At 68.4% G+C, this 23,256-nt stretch carries 22 protein-coding genes; 12 read left to right on the top strand and 10 right to left on the bottom strand.

Annotation, left to right across the window (positions count from 1 at the left end; translation table 11 throughout):
- Positions 1-32 precede the first annotated feature (32 nt).
- The 3 genes from IT182_17585 to IT182_17575 are packed head-to-tail and all read right to left on the bottom strand — an operon-like array spanning position 33 to position 3,369.
- Positions 33-710, bottom strand: coding sequence for a gamma-glutamyl-gamma-aminobutyrate hydrolase family protein (locus IT182_17585; GenBank protein ID MCC6165161.1), 678 nt, complete (start codon positions 708-710; stop codon positions 33-35).
- Positions 707-2,734 carry an arginine--tRNA ligase gene (gene argS, locus IT182_17580; GenBank protein ID MCC6165160.1) on the bottom strand — a complete coding sequence of 676 codons (2,028 nt, stop codon included), beginning with the start codon at positions 2,732-2,734 and terminating at the stop codon, positions 707-709. Before argS ends, IT182_17585 begins: the two co-directional genes overlap by 4 nt.
- A gap of 26 nt (positions 2,735-2,760) precedes the next feature.
- Entirely contained in the window at positions 2,761-3,369 is a 609-nt protein-coding gene (locus IT182_17575) for a molybdenum cofactor guanylyltransferase (protein MCC6165159.1), read from the bottom strand.
- Between the two features lie 20 nt (positions 3,370-3,389).
- Here IT182_17575 and IT182_17570 point away from each other — a divergent pair, with 20 nt between their 5' ends.
- The 4 genes from IT182_17570 to lnt all read left to right on the top strand — a co-directional run bounded on the left by IT182_17570 (position 3,390) and on the right by lnt (position 7,990).
- Positions 3,390-3,971, top strand: a complete 582-nt coding sequence (locus tag IT182_17570; protein ID MCC6165158.1) for a hypothetical protein — start codon at positions 3,390-3,392, stop codon at positions 3,969-3,971.
- Positions 3,968-5,620, top strand: coding sequence for a tetratricopeptide repeat protein (locus IT182_17565; GenBank protein MCC6165157.1), 1,653 nt, complete (start codon positions 3,968-3,970; stop codon positions 5,618-5,620). Before IT182_17570 ends, IT182_17565 begins: the two co-directional genes overlap by 4 nt.
- 145 nt (positions 5,621-5,765) lie before the next feature.
- The gene (locus IT182_17560) at positions 5,766-6,479 is read left to right on the top strand and encodes an SPOR domain-containing protein (GenBank protein MCC6165156.1); all 714 of its coding nucleotides are present in this window, start codon (positions 5,766-5,768) and stop codon (positions 6,477-6,479) included.
- Between the two features lie 14 nt (positions 6,480-6,493).
- Positions 6,494-7,990, top strand: a complete 1,497-nt coding sequence (gene lnt / locus IT182_17555) for an apolipoprotein N-acyltransferase (GenBank protein ID MCC6165155.1) — start codon at positions 6,494-6,496, stop codon at positions 7,988-7,990.
- On the opposite strand, the gene IT182_17550 is transcribed toward lnt, so the two are convergent.
- Positions 7,983-9,803, bottom strand: coding sequence for a glycoside hydrolase family 2 (locus IT182_17550; protein ID MCC6165154.1), 1,821 nt, complete (start codon positions 9,801-9,803; stop codon positions 7,983-7,985). The genes lnt and IT182_17550 overlap by 8 nt on opposite strands.
- Positions 9,804-9,919: 116 nt before the next feature.
- Here IT182_17550 and IT182_17545 point away from each other — a divergent pair, with 116 nt between their 5' ends.
- The 3 genes from IT182_17545 to holA are packed head-to-tail and all read left to right on the top strand — an operon-like array spanning position 9,920 to position 14,077.
- Positions 9,920-12,499: a leucine--tRNA ligase gene (locus tag IT182_17545; GenBank protein ID MCC6165153.1), complete on the top strand. Its 2,580-nt coding sequence runs from the start codon at positions 9,920-9,922 to the stop codon at positions 12,497-12,499.
- Positions 12,496-13,047 carry an LptE family protein gene (locus IT182_17540; protein MCC6165152.1) on the top strand — a complete coding sequence of 184 codons (552 nt, stop codon included), beginning with the start codon at positions 12,496-12,498 and terminating at the stop codon, positions 13,045-13,047. The genes IT182_17545 and IT182_17540 overlap by 4 nt, the downstream gene beginning before the upstream one ends.
- Before the next feature lie 19 nt (positions 13,048-13,066).
- Positions 13,067-14,077 (top strand): DNA polymerase III subunit delta, encoded by a 1,011-nt coding sequence (holA, locus tag IT182_17535; GenBank protein MCC6165151.1) that lies wholly within the window; start codon positions 13,067-13,069, stop codon positions 14,075-14,077.
- A gap of 38 nt (positions 14,078-14,115) precedes the next feature.
- Here holA and rpsT read toward each other — a convergent pair whose 3' ends face one another.
- The 4 genes from rpsT to IT182_17515 form a co-directional block, all read right to left on the bottom strand.
- On the bottom strand, positions 14,116-14,382 hold the full coding sequence (gene rpsT / locus IT182_17530; GenBank protein MCC6165150.1) for a 30S ribosomal protein S20: 267 nt from the start codon (positions 14,380-14,382) through the stop codon (positions 14,116-14,118).
- Between the two features lie 289 nt (positions 14,383-14,671).
- Positions 14,672-15,076: an RNA-binding S4 domain-containing protein gene (locus IT182_17525; protein ID MCC6165149.1), complete on the bottom strand. Its 405-nt coding sequence runs from the start codon at positions 15,074-15,076 to the stop codon at positions 14,672-14,674.
- Between the two features lie 111 nt (positions 15,077-15,187).
- Positions 15,188-15,400, bottom strand: coding sequence for a type II toxin-antitoxin system HicA family toxin (locus IT182_17520; GenBank protein ID MCC6165148.1), 213 nt, complete (start codon positions 15,398-15,400; stop codon positions 15,188-15,190).
- The gene (locus tag IT182_17515; protein MCC6165147.1) at positions 15,397-15,603 is read right to left on the bottom strand and encodes a type II toxin-antitoxin system HicB family antitoxin; all 207 of its coding nucleotides are present in this window, start codon (positions 15,601-15,603) and stop codon (positions 15,397-15,399) included. The genes IT182_17520 and IT182_17515 overlap by 4 nt, the downstream gene beginning before the upstream one ends.
- A gap of 124 nt (positions 15,604-15,727) precedes the next feature.
- Here IT182_17515 and IT182_17510 point away from each other — a divergent pair, with 124 nt between their 5' ends.
- Positions 15,728-16,072: a phage holin family protein gene (locus IT182_17510; GenBank protein ID MCC6165146.1), complete on the top strand. Its 345-nt coding sequence runs from the start codon at positions 15,728-15,730 to the stop codon at positions 16,070-16,072.
- Positions 16,072-16,590, top strand: coding sequence for a TerB family tellurite resistance protein (locus IT182_17505; GenBank protein ID MCC6165145.1), 519 nt, complete (start codon positions 16,072-16,074; stop codon positions 16,588-16,590). The genes IT182_17510 and IT182_17505 overlap by 1 nt, the downstream gene beginning before the upstream one ends.
- 3 nt (positions 16,591-16,593) lie before the next feature.
- On the opposite strand, the gene IT182_17500 is transcribed toward IT182_17505, so the two are convergent.
- Entirely contained in the window at positions 16,594-17,307 is a 714-nt protein-coding gene (locus IT182_17500; GenBank protein MCC6165144.1) for a lytic transglycosylase domain-containing protein, read from the bottom strand.
- Between the two features lie 133 nt (positions 17,308-17,440).
- A complete protein-coding gene (gene alaS, locus IT182_17495; protein ID MCC6165143.1) occupies positions 17,441-20,089 on the bottom strand; it encodes an alanine--tRNA ligase in 2,649 nt (882 codons plus the stop codon).
- Positions 20,090-20,134: 45 nt separating this feature from the next.
- On the opposite strand from alaS, the gene IT182_17490 reads away from it, so the two are divergent.
- The 3 genes from IT182_17490 (at position 20,135) to IT182_17480 (ending at position 23,253) form a co-directional block, all read left to right on the top strand.
- On the top strand, positions 20,135-21,058 hold the full coding sequence (locus IT182_17490) for an ATP-binding cassette domain-containing protein (protein MCC6165142.1): 924 nt from the start codon (positions 20,135-20,137) through the stop codon (positions 21,056-21,058).
- A gap of 5 nt (positions 21,059-21,063) precedes the next feature.
- The gene (locus tag IT182_17485; protein ID MCC6165141.1) at positions 21,064-22,362 is read left to right on the top strand and encodes an ABC transporter permease; all 1,299 of its coding nucleotides are present in this window, start codon (positions 21,064-21,066) and stop codon (positions 22,360-22,362) included.
- A gap of 108 nt (positions 22,363-22,470) precedes the next feature.
- Positions 22,471-23,253: a carbohydrate-binding family 9-like protein gene (locus IT182_17480; protein MCC6165140.1), complete on the top strand. Its 783-nt coding sequence runs from the start codon at positions 22,471-22,473 to the stop codon at positions 23,251-23,253.
- Positions 23,254-23,256: the final 3 nt, after the last annotated feature.

Genomic DNA, 23,256 nt, shown 5'->3' with positions numbered 1-23,256 from the left:
ACTGGGGGAGTGGCCGCGCGCCCCCGTTCGGCCTATGGTGCGCAGGCGGCGGCGAAGGCGCGGAAGAGGGGAAGGAACTCGCCCGTGCGCCAGAAGTTCTCGGGGTGCCACTGCACGCCCACGCAGAAGGGGAGCGCCGGGGCCTCGATGGCCTCGACGATCCCGTCGGTGGCGATGGCGGTGACGACCAGGGGCCTCGCGACGACTTTCGCCGCCTGATGGTGCCGGCTGTTCACTGTCGTCGGTGCGCCGTGGGCGACAGCCCGCGCGACGTGCGAGTCTGGCCGCACCTCGATCGCGTGAGCGATCGTGGTGAACGTCTCGTCCATCGCATGCGCGAGCGCGAGCGACACCTGCGACGGCACGTCCTGGATGAGCGTCCCGCCGGCGGCCACGTTGAGGATCTGCATGCCGCGACAGATCGCGAGCAGCGGCAGCGCCTCGCGCAGGCAGTGCCGCGCGACTTCCAGTTCGAACGCGTCGCGCACGTCGCCCGCCAGCGAGTTGGCCGGGTGCACGTCTTCGCCGTAGTGCGCCGGATCGACGTCGGGCCCACCTGCGAGCACGACTCCACCGCTTCCATGCAGCGCGGCGGCGATGTCGCCGTCGTGATCCACGACGCGGACGTCGAGGCCAACGGCCTCGAGCGACCGCAGATAGTCGTCGTCTCTGCTGCACCGGACGTACGTGACGCGCGTCGTGCGGCTCACATGCGCCCCGGCACCACGGCGCCCATCAGGTCGAGCGCGCGCGTCATCTGCTGGCGGAAGTAGCTCGCGGCAGCGGCTCGCCACACGCGCACGTCGGCGCGCTCCTCCGAGAGGATGGGGCAGCGATGGTAGAAGCCGCTGAACGCCTGCGCGAGGCTGAAGGCGTACTTGGCCACCACGGCGGGTTCGAGCGTACGCACGGCCGATTCGGCGACTTCATCGAGCCTGCCGCAGGCGAGCACCAGGTCCCACAGCGCGTCGGCATCGTCGCCGGACGCGATGGCGTCGCCGGGCAGGACGGCGATCGCAGTGGCGATGCCAGCCTCGTCCATCTGCTCGCGTTCGCGGAGCTTGGCGAGGATGTTCCCCGCGCGCACGGCAGCGTACTGGAGGTAGGGACCGCTCTCGCCCTCGAAGCTGAGCGCCTCGTCGATGTCGAACGCGATGACCTTGGTGCGCGAGAACTTCACCATGAAGTAGCGCACCGCGGCGATGGCGATGGCTTCCGCCGTGGCCCGCGCGTCGGCATCCGTGAGGTCGGGGTTGCGCTTGCGCACCTCGTCGAGCGCCTTGCCGATGAGGCGATCGAGCAGATCGTCGGCCTTGACGCCAAGGCCCTTGCGGCCGGACACCTCCACGAACGGCTTGCCGTCCGGATCGGCGTCGTACCCGAGCTCGCGCGCCGTCTTGTGCGAGAGCGCGACCATCTCGTACGAGAAGTGGATCGACTGTTCCGCCTGCGCGCGATGGCCCATGGTCGCCAGCGCCTGCTTGAGGAGCTTCTGCAGGTAGGACTGCCGCGTGTCGATCACGTTGATCACGGTGCCGGCGTTGCCGAACTCGGGGTGCGGCGTGACGCCGTCGTCGGTCGTGGTCGCCCAGAGCGTGCCGCCGTCGAGCCGCGTCGCGAACGGCCGATACGCGAAGTCCTTGCCGAGCAGCCCGAACTTCCAGAACTGGTTGGCGATGTCCTTGCCGACGTACGTCACGGTGCCGTCGGACCTGACGATGACCTTCTCGCGCGAGTTGGGTCCGCCTTCGTCGCCTTCGGCCTGGTCGTTCGCGTCGTCGCGCGCCGGCGCGCCGGCCTGCTCGATGGTCGCGTCGACGTCCTCGTCGATCTCCATCACCCAGCAGCCCTTCAGCTTGCCTTCCTGTTGGAGATACACGGTGCCGTTGCGCTTCAGGATGTCGAACGCCGTGGCCCAGAAGTGCAGGCGCAGGATGTCGCCTTCCCACGAGAGGAGGTCGTAGTCGATGTGCAGGCGGCCCATCGTGCGCAGGTGGCAGCGGACGATCGCATCGGCGACCACCGCGCCCATCGCGGCCGTCGCGTTGCCGCCGTGCTCGATCGCGTGCAGCGTGGCCTTGCGGATCCCGATGCGCGACTTGTCGGCGTCGTACCACTCGGTGACGCGCGCGTACAGGTCCCAACAGTCGTAGTCGAAGCGTTCACCAGCGGCGAGCGCCTTCACCTCGTCGAGCGTCCTGTGTTCGAGGTGCTCGAAGCCGACCACCACGTCGGCAACCTGCACGCCGGTGTCGTCGATGTAGTTCTGGATCTCGACGGGCGTGCCGAGAAACCGCAGCAGCCGGCCGACCGTGTCTCCGAGGATCGCGTTGCGCAGATGCCCGATGTGCGCGGCCTTGTTGGGGTTGATCGCGGTGTGCTCGACGATCGTCTTGGGTCTTGCCGCGAGCGCGGCCACCGACGCATGACCGAGGTTGCCGCGCAGGAACGCCGCGCGATCGAGGAACACGTTGATGTAGCCGCCGCCCACGGCCTCGATGCGCGAGACGCCGGGGATGGCTGGCAGCGCGGCCACGATCTCCTGGGCGATCGCGCGCGGTGCCTTGCGCAGCGTGCGCGCGAGCTCGAACGCGCAGGGCAGGGCGATGTCGCCGAGTGCGCGCGAGGGCGGTGTCTCGATGACGAGCGTGGCGGGAACGGCAGAGGTGCCGTAGAGCGTGGCGAGCGTGTTCTGGAGCGCCGTGCGTACGGCCTGCTGCAGAGGCAGGATCATCGGTTTGACTCGATCAGATCAGTGGGTTAGCATGCCGGGCAGTCGTGCAGCGTCAACTCGAGCGCCCGCGCATAGGTAAGCGGATCGTTCACATTCCAGAGCGCGCCCCGGGCGGTCGCAGCCTCGGCCACGACCTTCACACAAGGCACGAGGTTCTCGACGGCGCGCAGACGCCTGTCGCCATCAATCCACATGGCGCGCAGCGCGTCGGCGCTATCCCGCCGTACGGACAGGCACGGTGCGAGCCGTCCATCGGCGTACTGCACCACCGCCGCGGCAGCGTCCGCGCCTGCTCGCAGCACGTCGCGAAGCAGGGAGCCGGGGATGACGAGCAGGTCGGCCGCGAGGATCAGCGCGTGCGACGAGTCGATGGCGCCGAGCGCCGTCAGGACGCCGCCCAGCGGACCCTCGTCGGGGTACCGATCGGGCACCGTCCGGATGCCCGGACGCGGCGTGCCGCCGACCACCAGCACGTCATCGGTCACCGCCGCCAGCGTGTCGACGGCCCTGTGCAGCAGCGTGCGGCCGCCAATCGGCAATCGCGTCTTGTCGACGCCCCCGAACCTCCGGCTCCGGCCACCCGCGAGCACGACGCCGGTCCAGCGCGCATCAGGACCGGCAGGACGCCCACTCACCGCCGAAACGTTACCAGAAAATGAGTGAGGCGAGAATCGACAGGCTGCTCGCGGCGGCCCTCCACCAGGCCATCGCGGACCTGCTGCCGATGCGGCTGGAGTTCTACGAGAGCTATCTCCGTCCCCGCGGCTGGCGGGAGGATGCGGTCAACCTCGCGCCCGTCGCCGCCGTGCTCAGCTTCCTTCGCCGCGAAGACGAGGACACGTACGATGCCGTGATGGGGAAGGCGGCGGCGTACGCCTCGGAGTGGTGGATGCTGGCGCAACCCTGGCACGTGCGGTCGGCAGGCCGCATGCTGCCCGTGCGCATGAGGCTGCGGCAGCTCGCCACGCTGGCTCGCCGCCATTTCGAGACGTCGTACCGCGGTACCAAGGTTCGTACGCGCGTCAGGCGCCGGCAGATCGAGATCGAGATCCGCGGATCGATTTTCTGCAACGCGCGCGACCACGCGCAGCATCCGCAGTGTCGCTACTATCTGGCGTTCGTCAACGCACTGCTCGTGCGAGAGGGGATGCGGGGCGAGGGGCAGATCGTGGCGTGCCGGGCCGTCGATGGCGACACGTGCCTCCTGCGCATCGACGTTCAGGAGGATGGCGCATGAGTCGCGCACGGTCGTCCCATGCGGCACGCGTGGCGTGCGCGGCGCTCGCGCTCATCGGCTGCGCGACGGCCGTCGCCGCGCAGACACCCGCGGCCGCGCCGCGCGTGCTCGTGATGCCGCTGCAACCCGCGGGCGACGATCCGCGCGCGTTGTGGCTAGGCCAGGGTGTGGCGCTCCTGGTCGGCGACGCGCTCACGGCCGTCGGACGTCCTGCCATGTCGCGGACCGATCGCCTGGCGGCCTTCGATGCGCTCGAACTCCCCGACGACCGTCAGCTGTCGCGCGCCACGCTCCTGCGCGCTGCTGAAGTGATCGGCGTGCGGGAACTGGTGACGGGCACCGTGGCCGTCGACGGCGACAACCTCTCGGTGACCGTGCGTGTCATCGACGTCGATGCCGGACTCGTGCGGCCCGAGGTGCGCGAGCGGGGGCCGCTCCGGGACGTGTTCGCGCTCAGCGACCGCGTGGCTGCGGCGATTGCGGGTGTGCCTGTCGTCGAGACGCCCTCGACCAGCGACTCACCTCCGTCGCTCGAGGTCTTCGAGGCCTTCACCAAGGGCCTCGTCGCCGAGACGCCCGCCACGCAGCTGCGATTCCTGCGGCAGGCCGTCGCCGCCGCGCCGCAGTACGGTCGCGCGCATCTGGTCATCTGGGAGGTCTGCACCGACGAGGAGCAACACGCGTGTGCGCTGGCCGCGGCCGACGCCGTGCCCGCCTCCTCGCGTTTCAAGCGCCGCGCGCGCTTCGCGGCGGGCGTGTCCCTCATTCGTCTCGCGCGGTGGGACGACGCTTTCGCGACGTTCAAGGCCCTCCTCGACGAATCGCCGTCGGCCGCGGTCTACAACAACATCGGCGTCGTGCAGGCGCGCCGTACGACAGTCACCCCACAGACCGGCAAGCCGGCGTGGTATTTCACCAGGGCGTCTGAAGCGGCCCCCGAGTCGCCGGACTATTTCTTCAATCTGGGGTACGCCTACTGGCTCGACAAGGACGTGCCCGCCGCCATCTACTGGCTGCGTGAAGTGGTCCGCCGCAGGCCGGCAGACGGCGAGGCGCACTTCATTCTGGCGGCGGCGCTGCAGGCGTCGGGCAACGGCACCGAGGCGGTACGAGAACGGGAACTGGCGCGACAGCTCTCGTCGCGCTTCGACGAGTGGCAGCACCGGCCACGTCCCGATGCCATCGGCGGCGTGCCGCGCGGCCTCGAACGACTGAGCGACGCGGAAACCTCGCCGATTCGCGTCGATTCGGCGCTCGTGACGGGGACGCAGCAGGAATATCAGCAGCTCGCGCGGTTCCATTTCGACCGTGCCGAACGATTGGCGGAGCGGCAGGAGGATCGCGAAGCGATCGTCGAGTACCGCAAGGCGCTGTACCTCTCGCCGTACGACGCACAGACCCACCTGGCGCTGGGGCGTGTGCTGGTGCGCGCCGGACGCCTGCGCGACGCGATCGAGTCGCTGACCATCTCCTTGTGGAGCGCCGAGAGCGTCGAGGCACGGCTGCTGCTGGCCGACGCGTACCTCTCGGCGGGTGACGCGGCCGCCGCGCTGCCGCATGCCGAGCGGGCTGCGGTCCTCGCACCGGAGTCGACCGAGGCGCGAGCCCTTGTGACCCGCATCAGGGCCACGCCACCGAAGACACCGTAGACACGAGGGTGTTACACTCGCGGCTTGTCTGGACCGTAGAGTGCCGGGGCACGTTGCACTCGCGATCCGGTCGTCCCTGGATTCGTCTCCAGCAGACGCAGGACCCTGGCCTCCCAGCCCGTCGGTTCGCGTCCTGGGTGCGCGCATGGCCCACGAACTTCACGACGACGGCTTTCACGAGATTCAGCTGAGCGGCAAGCAGCTGGTGTTCCTGTTCATGGCGACGACAGTCGTGTCGGCCGTGATCTTTCTCTGCGGGATCCTGGTCGGGCGCGGCGTCCATACGGCGCGCGGTCTCTCCGGCACCGGGATCGCCGACGCGACAAGCATCGGCGTCGACGACGACACCGCCGCGGCACCGTCGACAGGCGAGCCGACGCCCGTCGCGGGTCTCAGCTATCCCGAGACCCTGCCTGCCCGCGACGCCGCACCGGCGCCCGTGGCGGCAGGTGCGGCGAGTGACCTCGCGAGCACGACCACGCCCGCACCGACTCCGCCACCGTCCGTGGAGCCGACGCCGGCTCCGACGGAACTCGCGAAGGCTGCGCCTCCGACGCCAGCACCGCCTCCCGCCACACCGGCTGCCGCTCCAACTGCCACACCAGCGGCACCACCTGCCCCCGCGGAGGATGGCGGGTTCACGGTGCAGGTGACGGCGCTGAAGAACAGGCCCGAGGCCGACGCCATCGCGCAGCGGCTGCAGTCGCGCGGCTACAAGGCCTATGTCGTGGCGCCGCCCGCCGGGGGGCAGGTGATCTACAAGGTGCGCGTCGGGATGGACCTGCAGCGGCAGGAAGCCGACGCGGTCATGCGTCGCCTGCAGAAGGAAGAGAAGTTCAAGCCCTGGATTACGCGCTAGCGATCCTGTCGGGCGTGCTGTACGCCCTCAGCATGCCCAAGCCGGCGCTGGCGCCCCTCGGATGGGTTGCGCTGGCGCCGCTGTGCCTGGCCGTCGCACGCTCGGCCACCCGCCCCGCGCCGCGCGGGATGCGGCCGTTCCTGCTCGGACTCACCGCCGGCCTTGTCGCGTTCGCCGGCACCGTGTCGTGGACCTCCGATGTGCTGGCGATCTTCGGCGGGCTGAACGCCGTGCTCGCCTGGGCGCTCGCGGCGCTCCTCATCGCGTACCTTGCCATCTATCCGGCCCTGTTCAGTGTCGCGCTGACCACAGCGCTGGTGCGTGGCGGCCTGCCCGCGCTCGCGCTGGCACCGGTGCTCTGGGTGGGCACCGAATGGCTGCGCGGCACGCTCTTCACGGGATTCCCGTGGGTGCTGCTCGGATACAGCCAGGCCGACGCGATCGCGCCGCTCCAGGTGACGAGCCTCGTCGGGATTTACGGACTCTCGGGTCTCGTGGCGTGCCCATCGGCAGCCCTGGCGCTGTTGCTCGTACCGGACCGGCGACGGGCGCGCACGCGCATCGTTGGTGCCGCGGTGCTCGTCACGTTGCCGCTGCTGCTGGCCGCATGGGGGCAGTGGCGCGTGCGGGGCGAGGCGCTGATTCAGGGGCCTGCCGTGCGTGTGGCGGCCATACAGGGCAACATCCCGCAGGACGAGAAGTGGGATCCCGCGCATCGCGACACGATTCTGCAGCGATATCTACTGCTGACGCGTCAGGCCGCGCTGCAGGGCGTCGATCTGGCGATCTGGCCCGAGTCGTCGACACCCTTCGTCTTCGGTCGCGATGCCGCGCTCACCGCCGCGATGCGCGACGGTCTCGCGGACGTCCGCATTCCCGTCGTCTTCGGCACCGACGAGGTCATCGGTCCGAAGGAGTTCTACAACTCCGCGATGGTGATGGACGCCGCCGGTCGTATCGCCGGCTCGTATCGCAAGATGCAGCTCGTGCCGTTCGGCGAATACATCCCCGTGCGGCCGCTGCTGTTCTTCGCCGAGCCGCTCGTCGAGGGATTCTCGGATTTCAGCGCCGGGCGCGAGGTGACGCTGCTGCCGATTGGCGAGCATCGGCTGTCGGTGGCCGTGTGTTACGAAGCCGTGTTCCCGTGGCTCTCGCGACGCGCCGTACGCGAGGGCAGCCAGTTGCTCACGACGATCACCAACGACGCGTGGTACGGCTGGTCTGCGGCGCCCCATCAGCACTTCCAGCAGGCGCGCGTCCGCGCCGTCGAGACGGGCCGCTACCTCGTGCGCTCGGCCAACACCGGCATCAGCGCCATCATCGATCCCTACGGCCGCATCGTCGTGCAGTCGCCGCTGTTCGAAACGGGTACGTGGGCGGGCGAGGTCCGCTGGCTCGACGGCACCACGCCGTACGTCCGCATTGGCGATTCCCTGGCATGGGCCTGCACGATGGTCACCGTGCTTCTACTGGCGCTGGGAGTCGCTGGAGCGCGGGCCGGGCTCACCTGAGCATGTCATTGAGCGCCTTGATCGCGGCGACGTCGAACTTCGGCTTGCGATCGTAGGTGAGGAGCCCGTTGATCTCCTGCTCGACGTCGGTCAACTGCGTGTAACAGATGCCGATGATGCGCGGCACCTTCGCGATGCCCTCGTAGAGGCCGCGCAACCGGGCGAGTGCTGACTCCGGCGTCTTCTCGACGCCCGAATAGCCCCACGCGCCCTCCGGTGCGGGCGAGCCAGGGACGTGATAGGCGATGCCGCCGAACTCAGACAGGAAGATCGGCGACCCGTTGTACGCATAACCCGGGACCAGCGCGGCGCGGCTGTTGTCGGGGATGCGCGCGTCGGGCTTCTCCAGCACTGCGTACTTCTGCGCGAGCATCTCGCCCGTGCGCGCGTAGTCGTGGATGCCGAACACGTCGGTCGTGTCCACGTGTTCCCATCCGTCGTTCTCGATGACCAGGCGCGTCTGGTCGATCGACTTCGTGAGCATGTAGTTGGCCTTGAGGTGCGCCTGCTGGCGCGCGTCGCGCAGATTCGGCGTGCCCCAGCTCTCGTTGATCGGAATCCACATCACGATCGACGGATGGTTGATGTCGCGTTCCAGTACCTCGAGCCACTCGCGCGTGAACCGGCCGACGTACTGGTCGTCATACAGGTAGGCGTTGGCCATCTCGCCGGACACGAGGAATCCGAGCCTGTCCGCCCAGTACAGGAACCGCGGATCCTCCACCTTCTGGTGCTTGCGCGCACCGTTGAAGCCCATCGCCTGCATCGTCTTGATGTCGTACTGGATGGCCTCGTCGGACGGCGGCGTCAGCAGCGACTCGGGCCAGTAGCCCTGGTCGAGCACCATCTTGAGATAGGCGCGGCGGCCGTTGAACTGCAGCGCCTGTCCGTCGACAACGATCTCCCGATAGCCGTAGTAGGTCTGCACGCGATCGAGCACCGTGGTGCCGCGCACCAGTTCGAGCGTGACGTCGTACAGGTTGCCCTGCCCGATGTTCCACCGCACCGGATCGTGGACGGTGAGGCCGAGCGATGCCCGTCCGCCTTCGGTGGTGGCCTCGCCGCGCACGACTTCCACATCGCCGCGCCGCACGGTGGCTCGCAGGATCTGGCCGTCGCCGGCGCGCGCTATCCGCGCGTCGAAGCGGACGGCGCCATCCATCGCAGGATGCGTGCGGACGTGCGTGAGGTAGCTGTCGCCCACGGCCTCCAGCCACACCGTCTGCCAGATGCCCGTCGTGCGCGTGTAGAAGATGCCTTCGGACCTCTCCTTCCAGTACTGCTTGCCGCGCGGGATGAAGCGATCGGTCGGAGGGTCTTCGGCACGGAGGACGATCCTGTTGGCGCCGTCGCGCGCGACGTCGGTGATGTCGAAACTGAAGGGTGTGCTGCCGCCTTCGTGGTCGCCGAGCTTCTGGCCGTTCAGCCAGACCGTGGCGCGGTAGTCCACGGCGCCGAACTTGAGAAGCACGCGCCGCCCCTTCCACGCCGCCGGCACCTCCACGTCGCGGGCATACCAGACGACGGGATGGAACGTGCGATCACCGATGCCGCTCTTCGGACTCTCGAACGCGAACGGCACCACGATCTGCCGATCGAACGTCCGTTCGCCCGCGTACCACCGCTCCCGCACGCCCGCATCCCCATCGTCGAACGCGAATCGCCAGGGACCGTTCAGGTTCAGCCAGTCCGCTCGCTCGAACTGCGGATTCGGGAACTCGGGCCGTGGAATCGACGGCGCTTGCGCGGCCGCAAGCGCGGGCACGCCGACCACCAGCAGCGCAAGGCTGACTGCACGAAACGTCCTGAGCATGGGCTCAGCATAGCCGGGAATGACGAATGCCGAATGACGAATGCCGAACGTCCGCGTGCACCCGGTTGCCGGTTGCCGGTTGCCCGTTGCCGACAGTTATACTGACCCTCTGAACCGTGGCCGACTATTCCCCGCAATCCATCGAGCAGAAGTGGCAGGAACGCTGGACCGCGACAGGGGCCTTCGAGGTCGCTGAAGACGCGTCGAAGCCGGCGTTCTACTGCCTGGAGATGTTCGCCTATCCGTCGGGCCGGGCCCATGTGGGGCACGTCCGCAACTACATGATTGGCGACGTCGTCGCGCGCCTGAAGCGCATGCAGGGGGCCAATGTCCTCCATCCGTTCGGGTGGGACGCCTTCGGGTTGCCCGCCGAGAACGCCGCGATCAAGAACGGCCTGCACCCGGAGCAGTGGACCCTCGACAACATCGCGTACATGAAGGGCCAGTTGCAGCGCCTCGGCATCAGCTATGCCTGGGGACGCGAGCTGGCGACCTGCCTGCCGGACTACTACCGCTGGAACCAGTGGCTCTTCAACCGGATGCTGGAGCGCGATCTGGCGTACCGTCGCCGGTCGACCGTCAACTGGTGTCCGAGCTGTCTCACCGTCCTGGCCAACGAGCAGGTGATCGACGGCGCGTGCTGGCGCTGCGGCTCGCAGGTCACGTCGCGCGAACTGGAGCAGTGGTTCCTGCGCATCACGCACTACGCCGAGGAGCTGCTCGAAGGCACGTACAACCTGCCCGACTGGCCCGAGAAGGTGCTGACGATGCAGCGCAACTGGATCGGGAAGTCGGAGGGCGTGCAGGCGACGTTCCCGATTGCCGACGATGAGGGGCGTGCCACGGCCGCGGGCATCGAGGTCTTCACGACGCGCATCGACACGATCTTCGGCGCGACGTTCGTCCTCATCGCGCCCGAGCACGAGCTCGTGGAAGTGTTCGCCGCCGAGTCGCACGATCCCGCGGGCTTCCGCCGCCAGGCCGAGCGCTTCAGGCAGCAGGATCGCCTGGGCCGGATGTCGGGCGAGGTGGAGAAGGAAGGCTTTGACACGGGCCGGCGCGTGCTCAATCCCTTCACCGGCGAGACGGTGCCTGTGTGGGTGGCCAACTTCGTGCTCGGCGGCTACGGCACCGGCGCGATCATGGCCGTGCCCGCGCACGACGTGCGCGATTTCGAGTTCGCGCGGAAGTACGACCTGCCGGTGCGGGTCGTCGTCAAGCCTGTCGGCGAGCTGTCCGCCGCAGCCTCGGCGGAGGCGGACGGCGCAACGATGACCGAGGCGTTCGTGGAGGACGGCGAGAGCGTCGCGTCCGACGAATTCAGCGGCCTGCCGACGCGCGAGGCCTGGGCGAAGATGGCCGCGTCGGCGGAAGCGCGCGGGATCGGGACGCGCACCATCCAGTACCGTCTCAAGGACTGGGGCGTGTCGCGCCAGCGGTACTGGGGCACGCCGATTCCCGTCATCCACTGCCCGGCGTGCGGCGTGGTGCCGGTGCCCGACGATCAGCTGCCCGTGGTGCTGCCGAAGATCGTCGAGTTCACGGGAAAGGGGGAGTCGCCGCTCGCGCAACTGCCCGAGTTCGTGAACGTGGTGTGTCCGGCGTGCGGCGCGGAGGCGCGGCGTGAAACCGACACGATGGACACGTTCTTCGACTCGTCCTGGTACTTCTACAGGTTCACCGACGCGAAGAACGACACGCTGCCGTTCGATCCGGCGAAGTGCAACTACTGGGCCCCCGTCGACTTCTACAGCGGCGGCGTGGAGCACGCCATCCTGCACCTGATCTACTCGCGCTTCTTCGCGCGCGTGTTCCGCGATCTCGGCATGGTGGCGCACGACGAGCCGTTCACGCGTCTGCTCACGCAGGGCATGGTGCTCAAGGACGGACAGGTCATGTCCAAGTCCAAGGGCAACGTCGTCGATCCCGACGAGATGATCGCGAAGTACGGGGCAGACGCGCTGCGTCTCTACGTGATGTTCGTGGCGCCGCCGGAGAAGGAAGTCGAGTGGACCGACACGGGGCTCGAGGGGAGCTATCGCTTCCTCACGCGCGTGTGGCGGTTCGTGGAGCCGCTGGCGCCGTTCCTCGCTGCCGCGCCGGCCGTGTCCGAGATCGCCGGGTTCTCGGCGCCCGAACGCGCACTACGCCGCAAGGCGCATCAGACGGTCGCGCGGCTCTCGGAGGATCTGTATCCGCGCGTGCACCTCAACACCGCCATCTCGGGACTGATGGAGTTGGTCAACGAGCTCTACGCGTTCGGCGACGCCACGGGGCTGTTCAAGCCCGGACGTCGAGCGGCGGCCGATACCGACGCCCTGCCGTCGGCGCCGGACGTGCCTGCGAGTACGCTGGCTGCCGCGCGCGAGGCCGTCGAAGCCCTCGTGCGTCTCCTGTCGCCCTTCGCGCCGCACATGTCCGAGGAACTCTGGGAGATGCTCGGGCACGACGGCGGGATCGTGGCGGCGGGGTGGCCGGCGAGCGACGCCGATGTCGCGCGCGAGGAAGCGATCGAGATGCCGGTGCAGGTCAACGGCAAGGTGCGCGGGCGTGTCACGGTCCCCGCCGGTGCGGCAGACGATGTGGTGCAGGCGGCGGCACTGGCGGAACCCGGTGTCAAGGCGCATACCGAGGGCAGGACGATCGTGAAGGTCATCATCGCGACGGGCCGTCTGGTGAGCGTGGTGGTGCGATGACCGTCGATCGACGCCGGCGTTCGTTGCTCTGGGCCGTCCTCGGAGTTGCCGGTGCGGCGACGACGGGGTGCGGGTATTCGTTGGCTGGACGCGGCAACTTCCTGCCGTCGTACATCCGCGTGATCGGCATCCCGATGTTCGCCAACAACACGTCGGTATACGACATCGAGCAGCAGTTCACCGAGCGCGTGCGCACCGAATTCCTCGGTCGCGGCAGGTACCAGGTGGTGCCGCAGGTCGAAGGTGCCGATGCCGTGCTCAATGGGACCGTGGCGGGACTCAGCCTCGAACCCAGCGGCTTCAACGAGCAGCAGCAGGCCACGCGGTATCTCCTGCGCGTGAACCTGAAGATCGAGTTCCGCGACGTCAAGGCCAACAAGTTGATCTGGGAGAACCCGTCGCTGGAGATCGTCGACGAGTACGACCTCACGACCGGGCAGGGTGCCCTCGATCCGTCGGCGTTCCTCGGCCAGAACCGCTCCGCGGCAGACCGCGTCGCCGATACCGTCGCGCGCCGCACCGTCTCGTCGATCCTCGAGGCGTTTTGATCGCCACTGGAGCGCTGGCGTGACGTCGCGTGAACTCTCCGCCGCTCTCGCACGCGGCACCGTCGCGCCCGTCTATCTGGTCATCGGCGACGACGAGGTGGGTAAGGACGAGGTCGTCGCCGCACTCACGGGACTCGTCGAGGAAGACCTGCGCGGCTTCAACGTGGAGCGCTTCACCGCCGGCGACGCGCGTCCCGATGATGTGGTGAGCGCGGTGCGCACGCTGCCGATGCTCGGCGACCGGCGCGTGGTGGTGTTCGCGCACGTCGAGCGGCTCTTCAAGGGGCGCAGGAAAGCCGCAGACGCCGATGACGAGGCAAGCGGCGACGAGGCACCGGCGCCCGATCCCGGCGGACTCGAAGGCTATCTCGCCAATCCCGAACCGTCGAACGTGCTCGTGCTCGTGGGCACCGACATCAATCGCACGACGAAGCTGGGGAAGGCGCTCGACGCGCGTGCCACGGCCGTCACGTGCGAGGGATTCGTTGCCGAGGGATTCAACGGCGCCCAGGCGGCGCTGCGCGACGCAATGCAGTTTGCTGCCGAGCGGTTCAAGGCGGCGGGCAAGCGCATCGATCCCGCGGGGCTCACGGCGCTGGTCGAACGTGCTGGACCGGATATCGTTCGCTTACGGAAAGATATCGAGACGCTGGTGCTGTTCGTGGGCGACGCGCCAGCCGTCACCGAACAGGACGTGCGCCTGGTGGTTGGCGCGGCGCAGCAGTTCGACGACTGGGCCGTGACCAACGCGATTGCGTCAGGCGACGCGCCGGCGGCGCTGCGGCACGTGCAGCTCATGGTCGACAACGGGTCGTCGCCCTTCCAGATGCTTGGACAGCTCGGATGGTGGATCCGCACGCGGATGGCGCAGGCCGCACCCGATCGCGTGGGTGCAGCGGTGCGGGCCCTGTTCAGGGCCGACGGCGCGAGCAAGCTCGGACGCGACCCGCAGGTGGTGCTGGAACGGCTGGTGGTGGAGCTGTGTGGCCCCGGTCGCCGACCGTCGGCTGGAAGCCGGCGAGGCAGGTAGACGGGGGACGGCCGGGCAGGGAGAACCCCTGCCCGGTCTTACGCGGCGAGGCCGTTGAGGCGCTTCGCGATCCGCGACTTGTACCGCGAGGCGGCGTTGTCGTGGATGACGCCCTTCTTCGCCATCTTGTCGATGAGCGAGACGGTGGCGCTGAGGCCGGCCTTGGCGCCAGCGGCGTCGTTGGCGACGATGGCCTTGCGGATGGTCTTCAGGGCCGTGCGAAGACGCGTCCGCGCCTGCCGGTTGCGATCGCGATTGGCGACGCTCTGCTTGTGCGCCTTCAGCGCCGACTCGTGATTTGCCAAGAACCTACTCCCACTGTGCCTACGCGCGTGTCATGGCCCGCCGAACGGGCCCACGGCTGCCGGGCGCGCGTGCCACCCGACCCGTGGAAACACTGAAGTATAGCACCGGCGGAAAGACACCGGCAACCGGCAATCGGCAACGGGCAACCGGTCGGGAAAATGCCGGAATGCCGCGATGCCGGGAATGCGGGACGGGGCGCGGTGGGGCCCGGAGGGCCGACCCTCCCTACCGCCGCACAGGTAGGGCAACCGCCGCACAAGGTAGGGCTCTCCGAGCCCGGCCGTCCCCCTACTCCCGCCCTTTGAGGCGGCGTAGCTCTCGCCGTTCGCGTTTGTCCGGGGCCACGGCGGGACCCCTCGGGCGCGTGTCCTTCAGCAACTGGAGGAACGCGCGTTCTTCGGGCGTGGGTGGCGGGGTGATGTCCTCGTAGAGCAAGGTCCTGGCGTCGGCCTTGGGCAGGTGCTGCTCGCAGGTGCCGGTCACGCGGACCACCTGTTTGCGCCCGAGCGGCCGCGTCAGCGTGACGGTGTCGCCCGGCTTGATGTCGCGGTTCTGCTTGGGCCGCTCGCCGTTGACCTCGACCTTGCCGCCCTTGATCGCCCGCTGCGCCTCCGACCGCGTCTTGCAGAGACAGGCGACATCGAGCCACACGTCGAGACGAAGGGGCCGGTCGGAGATCAGCAGATCGGGCACGGGGAATCGTAACCGGCAACCGGCAATGGGCAACCGGCAACCGGTTGGAAACACGGTGCGATGCCGGGAATGCCAGACAGGGCGCGGTCGGGGCCCGACCGTTCCCCGCGGCTACAGGCCTTCGGGACGCAAGTGCGTCTGTTTGCTGATTCTGGCGAGCATCCTGAGGCCGAGTTCCTCGTCATCGTGAAACGCGAACACGATGTCTGGCCAATCCGGACGAGCGAGTGTGCGGTGGGAACCCGAGCGGCGTTTCTCGACCCAGCCGTTTCGTATCAACGCGGTGAGAACGCGCCGTGCGTTCCTGGCGGGCCAGTTGCTCACGCGGCGTTGAAGGTGACGTTCAGGAAGTCAGACGGCGTCTCGCGAAGTTCGAGACGCTCGGCGATCACCCGGAGCGCGAGGGCCTGCACCCGGGCGACGGCCTCATCGCGGCTGGTGCCATAGCAAAGCACGCCGGGCAGAGCCGGTACCTCGGCGAGCCAGCGTCCGTCGTCTTCCCGCTCGAGTTCGATGGTGAAGGTCACGCCTTTCACTCTTCACCCGCAATCGGCCAGGCCCGACCTGGCGGCATCCCTTACCGAGTTGCCGGCCTGTCCACGTAGCGCGCAGCGCGAAGGTGGATTGCCGGCCGTGATAGCGTAGTTCCCTATGGGCTTCCTCCTGCATTGGGCCATCGTGGCGGCGTCGCTCTGGGTGACGGCGTATCTCGTGCCGGGTGTCACGGTGCGATCGGTGTCGGCGCTGGTCGTGGCTGCGTTGGTGCTCGGATTGGTCAATGCGCTGGTACGACCGGTGCTCACCATCCTCACGCTCCCGATCACCATCCTGACGCTGGGGCTGTTCTACCTCGTCGTCAACGGCCTGGCGTTCGGGCTGGCGGCGGCCGTCACGCCCGGATTCGACGTGGCGGGCTTCGGCAGCGCGGTCCTCGGAGCCCTGCTCGTCAGCGTCGTGAGCTGGGTGCTCGGCGGCGTGTTCGCGTCGAAGCGCTGATGCTGTCCACACTGTTCCGCAGTCTGGGGCTTGGCGGAGGAGACGATGCCAGGCATGAGACGGAGACCGTCTCGGAGATTGCGGCGGCGCTGAAGGGGCTGCCGCCCGAGCGCGCGCGCCTGCTGGCCGGGTTCGCGTATCTGCTCGGACGGGTGGCGTTCGCCGATCACCACGTGACCGATGAGGAACGTGCGGTGATGGAGGTGCGACTGGCGGCGGAAGAGGACGTGACCCCCGAGCAGGCCGCGCGGCTGGTACACCTGGCCATAGCGGCCACATCCAGCCATGGCGCGGCGGAGGATTATCAGGTCGCGCGGGAGTTCGAGGCGCTGGCCTCGCTCGACGAGAAGCGTCAGCTCTTGCGCGCACTGTTCACCGTGTCCGCGCAGCACGGCATCGCCACGGTCGAGGATACGGAAATCAGCCGCATCGCCAACGCGCTGCGGCTCGATCGGGCGGATGTGATGGCCCTGCGCCTTGAATTTCGCGACGCCCTCAACGCTCGCCGCACGACCTGACCGTCAGCGCACCACCTCGTAGCGACCGCTCGTGGGCCGCGTGCCCGTCAGGCGCCACTGCAGCTGACCGTCCACATCTTCCAGCACCTTGTAGACAATGGCTCGTCCACTCCCGCCGCGAGGGGCCGAGCCCACCGTCGTACGGTTGGTGATCTTGCGGACGTAGTCCTGCGTCTCGCGGTAGGGCGGCACCTTCTGGCCGTAGCGGTTCACCGCGCCGGGCCCCGCGTTGTACGCCGCGAGTGCCAGCACCTCGTCGCCACCGAAGGTCCGGATCAGCGACCCGAGGTACGCCACGCCCCCGTGGATGTTCTGGACAGGATCCCAGGGGTTGTCCACACCGAGGTCGGCGGCCGTCCCGGGCATCAACTGCATCAACCCCATCGCACCCACATGGGAACGCGCACGCGGGTTGAAAGCCGATTCCACCTGGATCACGGCGCGAACGAGTTCCGGCCTGACGCCATGTTCAGCGGAGGCGGCCTCGATCACTTCGTCGTACAGCGATTGGGTGCCTGCCGATTCCACGCGCGTGGTCCTGATGGACGATCCGCGGACCGCATAGGTGGCCGTCGTGCCGGCCATCGGCGAATCGGACAGGACGATCGTGCCGGCCGCGTCGCGGCTCACGAAGATCTGCGCCGATGCTGGGGAGGCCGCCAGACTCACCCCGGCGACCAGGACCAGCGACGACACCCATGCGCGAGAACACACCATGCCCACCACATCGGCATGGAGAGGCAAGACTCGATCCGGCGCGAAAGGCCCGGAAATGCGCGCATGTCCGCAGACGATCTGGCAGGGACCGCGATCCGGACGTGCGCGAGACGTCGCAGAAACGACAATCCTGTCAGTTCGTCGTCTGGCTCAGGATGTCGCTCACGGCGCCCGGGGCGGCCGCGAGGAGGTCGTCGATCCGCTCCGGCTGCTTGCCGCCGGCCTCAGCGAAATCGGGGCGCCCACCACCGCCACCTCCTACGATCGGGCCGAGGCGCTTCACCAGGTCGCCCGCCTTGACGCGGCCCGTCAGGTCCTTGGTCACCGACACCACGAAGCTCACCTTGCCCTCGGCGTCGGCCGCGAGCACGACGACGCCGGAACCGAGCGACGCCTTGATCTGATCGGCCAGGTCGCGCAGCGCCGTGCGGTCCACGCCATCAACCCGCCGCGTCACCACCTTCACGCCACTCGCGTCGTGCGTCTGTTGACCGCCCGTCGCGTCGCCGCCGGTGCCCAGCGCCGCCTTCACGCGGGCGTCATGAAGGGCTTTGGTGAGTCGCTTGACCTCGGCCTGGAGCTTCACGGCCGTGTCGGCGGCGTCCGCCGGTGCCGCGTGGAGCTCCGCCGACACGGCCTGCAACTGCCGACGCTCGTCCTGGAGCAGCGCCACGGCGCCTTCGCCCGTCACGGCTTCGACGCGACGCACGCCGGCCGCCACACCGCCTTCACTGACGATGGTGAACGGACCGATGTCGCCCGTCGCGCGACAGTGTGTGCCGCCACAGAGTTCCAGGCTGAACCCGGGAACGTTCACCACGCGCACGGTGTCGCCGTACTTCTCGCCGAACAGGGCCATCGCACCGAGCGCCATCGCCTCGTCGGTCTTTCGCAGCGTCGTCTCGACACCCGTGTTGCGCATCACCTCTGCGTTGACGATGCGCTCGATGGCGGCGAGGTCGTCGGCGGAGATGGAGCCCGTGTGTACGAAGTCGAAGCGGAGTCGATCCGGCGCCACGAGCGAGCCGGCCTGCTTCACGTGCGTGCCCAGCGTCTGTCGCAGGGCGGCGTGGAGCAGGTGCGTTGCGGTGTGGTTCCGGCGGATCGCGGTGCGCCGCGCAGCATCGACGCGCGCCTGTACGAGGGATCCGGTCCGCAGCGTGCCGCGCGACACCACAACGTGATGCACGCGCGGACCACCGGCAGACAGGCGCGACATGCCCTGCACGTCGGCCGCGCCGTCGTGCGCGGTGAGCGTGCCCGTATCGGAGACCTGTCCGCCGCTCTCCACATAGAACGGCGTGCGATCGAGGACGACGAAACCGGCCGCGCCGGCGTCGAGCGCAGGCACCTCGGTGCGCGTGTCGTCGAAGAGCGCCACGATGTGGGCCCCATCGACATCCGTCGCGTCGTAGCCGTCGAATCGATCGCCGAGGCTGTCGAGGGCCGCGGAGGTGGATGCCTCGCGCGTCGTGAAGCCCTGCGCGCGCGTCAGTTCGAAGTGGCTGCCCGCCCGCGCCCGTTCACGCTGCGCCTCCATGGCGGCGTCGTAGCCCGCGCGGTCGACGGTCAACTGCCGCTCGCTCGCGAGGTCCTCGATGAAGTCGAGCGGCAGGCCCAGCGAGTCGTAGAGCCGGAAGACCTCGTCTCCCGCCACCACCTGGCTGCCGGCGGCTACTGTGCGATCGAGCACCTGCTCCAGACGTCCGAGGCCGCCCGTCAACACGGCGTCGAAGCGCTCCTCCTCGGAGCGGATCACCTTCACGACGCTGTCGCGGTTGGTCCGGAGTTCCGGGTACGCGTCGTCCATTTCGGCTACCACGCGATCGGCGAGCACGTGCATGAAGGGATCGTTGATGCCGAGCTTCTTGCCGTGCCGCATCGCGCGACGCATGATCTTGCGAAGCACGTACCCGCGCCACTCGTTGCTCGGGATCACGCCGTCGGCGATGAGGAACGTCGACGCGCGCATGTGATCGGCGATGACGCGCATCGACGTGCCGGACGCTTCGTCGGCGCCATACGCGCGCCCGCACATCGCCGCCACGTCCTGCAGCAGCGGCTGGAACAGATCGGTGTCGTAGTTGCTCTCCACGCCCTGGAGCACCGCCGTCACGCGTTCGAGGCCCATGCCCGTGTCGATGGACGGAGCCGGCAGCGGCACCAGTGCGCCGCCCGGCTGACGATCGAACTCCATGAAGACGTTGTTCCAGATCTCCATCATGGAACCATCGTCTTTCACGTAGTAGATCTCGGAGCACCTGCCGCACGGGCCCGTGTCGCCCATCTGCCAGAAGTTGTCGTCGGCGCCGAGCTCACTGATGCGATCGGCGGGCAGGAACTGCCGCCAGAGCGCGTACGCCTCGTCGTCTCGCGGCACTGTGGCGTCGCCCTGGAAGATCGTCGCGTGCAGGCGTTCCTTCGGCAGGTGCCACACGTCCGTAAGCAGTGTCCAGGCGAAGGGGATGGCGTCGGCCTTGAAGTAGTCGCCGAACGAGAAGTTGCCCAGCATCTCGAAGAACGTATGGTGGCGTGGCGACGGCCCCACGTTGTCGAGGTCGTTGTGTTTCCCGCTCACGCGCATGCACTTCTGCGCGGTGGTGGCGCGCGAGTAGTCGCGCCGCTCCTTGCCGAGGAAGACGTCCTTGAACTGGTTCATCCCGGCGTTGGTGAAGAGCAACGTCGGATCGTCGCCAGGCACCAGCGACGAACTGGCCACGGGCTTGTGCCCGCGCGACGCGAAATAGTCGAGGAACCCACGGCGGATCTCGCGAGAACGCATAAGCAGACCATTGTAAGGCCGGGAATACAATTCGGAGCTTTCGCCATGCGACCTGCCATTGCGCTCGACTCGGTCTACAAACGCTTCGGTTCGACGACTGCCGTCGACGCGCTGTCGCTCGAGGTGCCCCCGGGGGCGATCTACGGCTTCATCGGTCCCAACGGGTCGGGGAAGACGACGACGCTGCGGATGATCATGAACATCCTGCTGCCCGACAGCGGGACCGTCGAGGTGCTGGGCAGTCGCGACACCTCGGCCGCGCGTGACACGGTCGGCTACCTCCCCGAAGAGCGCGGACTCTACAAGCAGATGCCGGTGCGCCGCCTGCTGACGTACTACGGCGAGCTCAAGGGCGGTCGCCGGGATCAGGTGCAGCGCGAGGCCGACGACTGGCTCGCACGTCTCGGGTTGTCGCACGTGGCCGACAGGAAGGTGCAGGCCCTCTCCAAGGGCATGTCGCAGAAGGTGCAGTTCATCGCGACAGTCGTGGCGCGCCCGGCGCTGGTGATCCTCGACGAGCCCTTCTCGGGCCTGGATCCCGTCAACCGCGACGTGATGCGCGACGCGGTCCTCGAGCTGAAGGCGCGCGGCACGACGATTCTCTTCAGCACGCACGACATGGCCGTCGCCGAGCGCCTGTGCGATCGCATCGGCATGATCTTCCGCGGACGCAAGGTGCTCGACGGATCGCTCGACGATATCCAGTCGACGTACGGGCACGACGAGGTCCTGGTGCAGGCCGATGGAGGACGCGTGGTCCTCACCGCCATCCCGGGCGTGGATGGCGTCGTCGATCACGGCAACGTGCAGTCGGTACGCCTCTCCATGGACCCGCAGCAGTTTCTGGCGCAGCTTGTGGCGCGCACGCACGTGCAGCGGTTCGAGATCACGCGGCCGTCGCTGCACGACATCTTCGTCGACATCGCTCGTCCCACCGCGGACGAGGACTCGTCGAGCCTGGAGAACTGATCGCCATGCGCAAGGTCCTCATCATCGCCATCGCGGAGCTCGAGCAGGCCGTTCGCAGCAAGGCCTTCCTGATCGGCCTGCTGTCGGTGCCGCTGCTGATGGTGCTCGCGTTCGCCATCCAGACCGTCACGGCGCGGCGCGACACGTCGGAGCGCCGGTTCGCCATCCTCGATCGCACGGGCGTGGTGGCTCCGCTGCTGGTAGAAGCGACGCGTTCGCACAACACGGAGGCGACGTCTCCCGCCGGCCGGCGTACGGGACCTCACTTTGCGCCAGAAGTGGTCGCGCCGTCGAACGAACCGGAGGACGCCGCGCGGCTGGCGCTGTCGGACCGTGTACGCAAGGGTGAGCTGTTTGCGTTCGTCGAGATTCCCGTCGCCGCGCTGCAGGGCGATGCGGAGGCCGGAGCCGTCAGGTACTTCAGTCAGACCCCGACGTATCAGACGTTGCCCGACTGGCTGCGGCGCGAAGTGAGCCGCATCGTCGGCACCGTACGCCTGGAACGGCTGGGCGTGGACCGCACGCAGGCCACCGGTCTGCTCGCACCCCTGCCTCTCACACGCCGCGAACTCGTGGTGCGCGGTCCCGACGGCACGGTCGCCGAAGCGGCGACCGTGGACGTCGGGCGGGCGATCCTGGTGCCCTCCATCGCGATGTTCGTGCTGTTCGGCCTCGTCATGAGTTCCGCGCCGCAACTGCTCAACAGCGTGATCGAGGAGAAGACCAGCCGCATCAGCGAAGTGCTGCTCGGGTCGGTCAGCGCATTCCAGTTGATGCTCGGCAAGCTGCTCGGCAGCGTGGCCGTGACGCTCACGCTGGCGGCGGTGTATCTCGGCAGCGGCCTGGTCGCGCTGGCGCAGGTCGACTACATGGGCGTGATCCCGTGGGGCATACTCCCGTGGTTCGCGCTGTTTCTCGTCATCGCCGTGGTGCTCTACGGCTCGCTGTTCATCGCGATCGGTGCCGCGTGCAGCGAGATCAAGGATGCGCAGGGCATGATGACGCCCGCGATCATCCTGACGATACTGCCGCTGCTCGTGTGGATTCAGGTGGTGCAGAACCCGGACGGCGCCATCGCCACGGGCTTCTCGCTCGTCCCGTTCTGGTCGCCGTACCTGATGCTGATGCGGCTCGCGCTGCCACCCGGGCCGCCACTCTGGCAGCTTGCGCTGGCCGTCGTCGGTTCCGTCGCGACAACGATTGCCATCGTCTGGGCGGCCGGGCGCATCCTGCGCGTCGGGCTCCTGATGCAGGGCAAGACCGCGTCGTACCGCGAGATGGCCCGCTGGATCGGCGCGCGGTGAACGACGGAATGCCGAATGACGAATGCCGAATGGCGAATGGCGGAAGGTGCAAGGCGCGAGTCCCATGATGCAGCGTGTCCGGGACCACAGGCCGTTATACTCGGCGGCATGCTTCGACGGTTCGTGCTCGGGTGTGGCGCTCTCCTCGTTCTTTCGGCTCCGGCTTTCGCGCAGGTTCGATCAGCGGCCCCGGCGACCGCACGGCCGGCGCAGGCACCGCAGCCTGTCGATGCGAGCTACAGCGTGCGCAAGGTGACACCGGGCACCACGCGTGCCGCCCTGCTCGCGGCAGACGATGGGGCGTGGAAGGGCGCGGCGGTGCTGGCGTGGGGCGCGTCGCCATACGAGACGCGGCTTCGTGCGCTGTGGGCACCGGAAGGCCTCTACCTCCGCTGGGACGCCGACGACCCGGCCCCGTGGGCCACGATGACCAGGCGCGACGACCACCTGTGGGATGAGGAAGTCGTCGAGATCTTCCTGGATCCTGCCTGGGCGGGGAAGGACTACTGGGAACTCGAAATCAGCCCCACCAATGTGGTGTGCGACGTGCGCATGGTGGCGCCGTTCCCGAAGGTGACGAGCGACCTCACATGGAACCACGAGGGGCTCGAGACGTCGGTCAGGCACGAGAAGGGTGCCAAGGGCCAGCCGCTTCGGTGGATTGCGACGGCCTTCGCCCCGTGGCAGGGGTTCCGGTCGCTGCCGCTGCCTCAGAGCGTCGCGTTGCCTCCGGCGCCCGGCGACGCGTGGGGCTTCAATGCGTTTCGCATCGAACGTCCCAACGGTCCCGCGCGTCCGACAGACGGCGCACTCACGAACGCCTGGTCGCCGACGGGCTCACCGAGCTTCCACGTGCCTGCGGCGTTCCGGAAGTTCATCTTCGTCGAGTAAGTC

Source organism: Acidobacteriota bacterium, from assembly GCA_020845575.1.
Lineage (GTDB): Bacteria > Acidobacteriota > Vicinamibacteria > Vicinamibacterales > Vicinamibacteraceae > Luteitalea.
The sequence above is the reverse complement of the archived record's forward strand: the minus strand, read 5'-3'. Positions and strand labels throughout refer to the sequence as shown.

What these genes read in the sequence shown, in the direction of transcription:
- argS (MCC6165160.1), bottom strand. Translation starts at nt 2,734, where the DNA reads ATGATCCTGCCTCTGCAGCAGGCCGTACGCACGGCGCTCCAGAACACG.
- IT182_17570 (MCC6165158.1), top strand. Translation starts at nt 3,390, where the DNA reads ATGAGTGAGGCGAGAATCGACAGGCTGCTCGCGGCGGCCCTCCACCAG.
- IT182_17565 (MCC6165157.1), top strand. Translation starts at nt 3,968, where the DNA reads ATGAGTCGCGCACGGTCGTCCCATGCGGCACGCGTGGCGTGCGCGGCG.
- IT182_17560 (MCC6165156.1), top strand. Translation starts at nt 5,766, where the DNA reads ATGGCCCACGAACTTCACGACGACGGCTTTCACGAGATTCAGCTGAGC.
- IT182_17550 (MCC6165154.1), bottom strand. Translation starts at nt 9,803, where the DNA reads ATGCTCAGGACGTTTCGTGCAGTCAGCCTTGCGCTGCTGGTGGTCGGC.
- IT182_17540 (MCC6165152.1), top strand. Translation starts at nt 12,496, where the DNA reads ATGACCGTCGATCGACGCCGGCGTTCGTTGCTCTGGGCCGTCCTCGGA.
- IT182_17510 (MCC6165146.1), top strand. Translation starts at nt 15,728, where the DNA reads ATGGGCTTCCTCCTGCATTGGGCCATCGTGGCGGCGTCGCTCTGGGTG.
- IT182_17505 (MCC6165145.1), top strand. Translation starts at nt 16,072, where the DNA reads ATGCTGTCCACACTGTTCCGCAGTCTGGGGCTTGGCGGAGGAGACGAT.
- IT182_17500 (MCC6165144.1), bottom strand. Translation starts at nt 17,307, where the DNA reads ATGGTGTGTTCTCGCGCATGGGTGTCGTCGCTGGTCCTGGTCGCCGGG.
- alaS (MCC6165143.1), bottom strand. Translation starts at nt 20,089, where the DNA reads ATGCGTTCTCGCGAGATCCGCCGTGGGTTCCTCGACTATTTCGCGTCG.
- IT182_17490 (MCC6165142.1), top strand. Translation starts at nt 20,135, where the DNA reads ATGCGACCTGCCATTGCGCTCGACTCGGTCTACAAACGCTTCGGTTCG.
- IT182_17485 (MCC6165141.1), top strand. Translation starts at nt 21,064, where the DNA reads ATGCGCAAGGTCCTCATCATCGCCATCGCGGAGCTCGAGCAGGCCGTT.
- IT182_17480 (MCC6165140.1), top strand. Translation starts at nt 22,471, where the DNA reads ATGCTTCGACGGTTCGTGCTCGGGTGTGGCGCTCTCCTCGTTCTTTCG.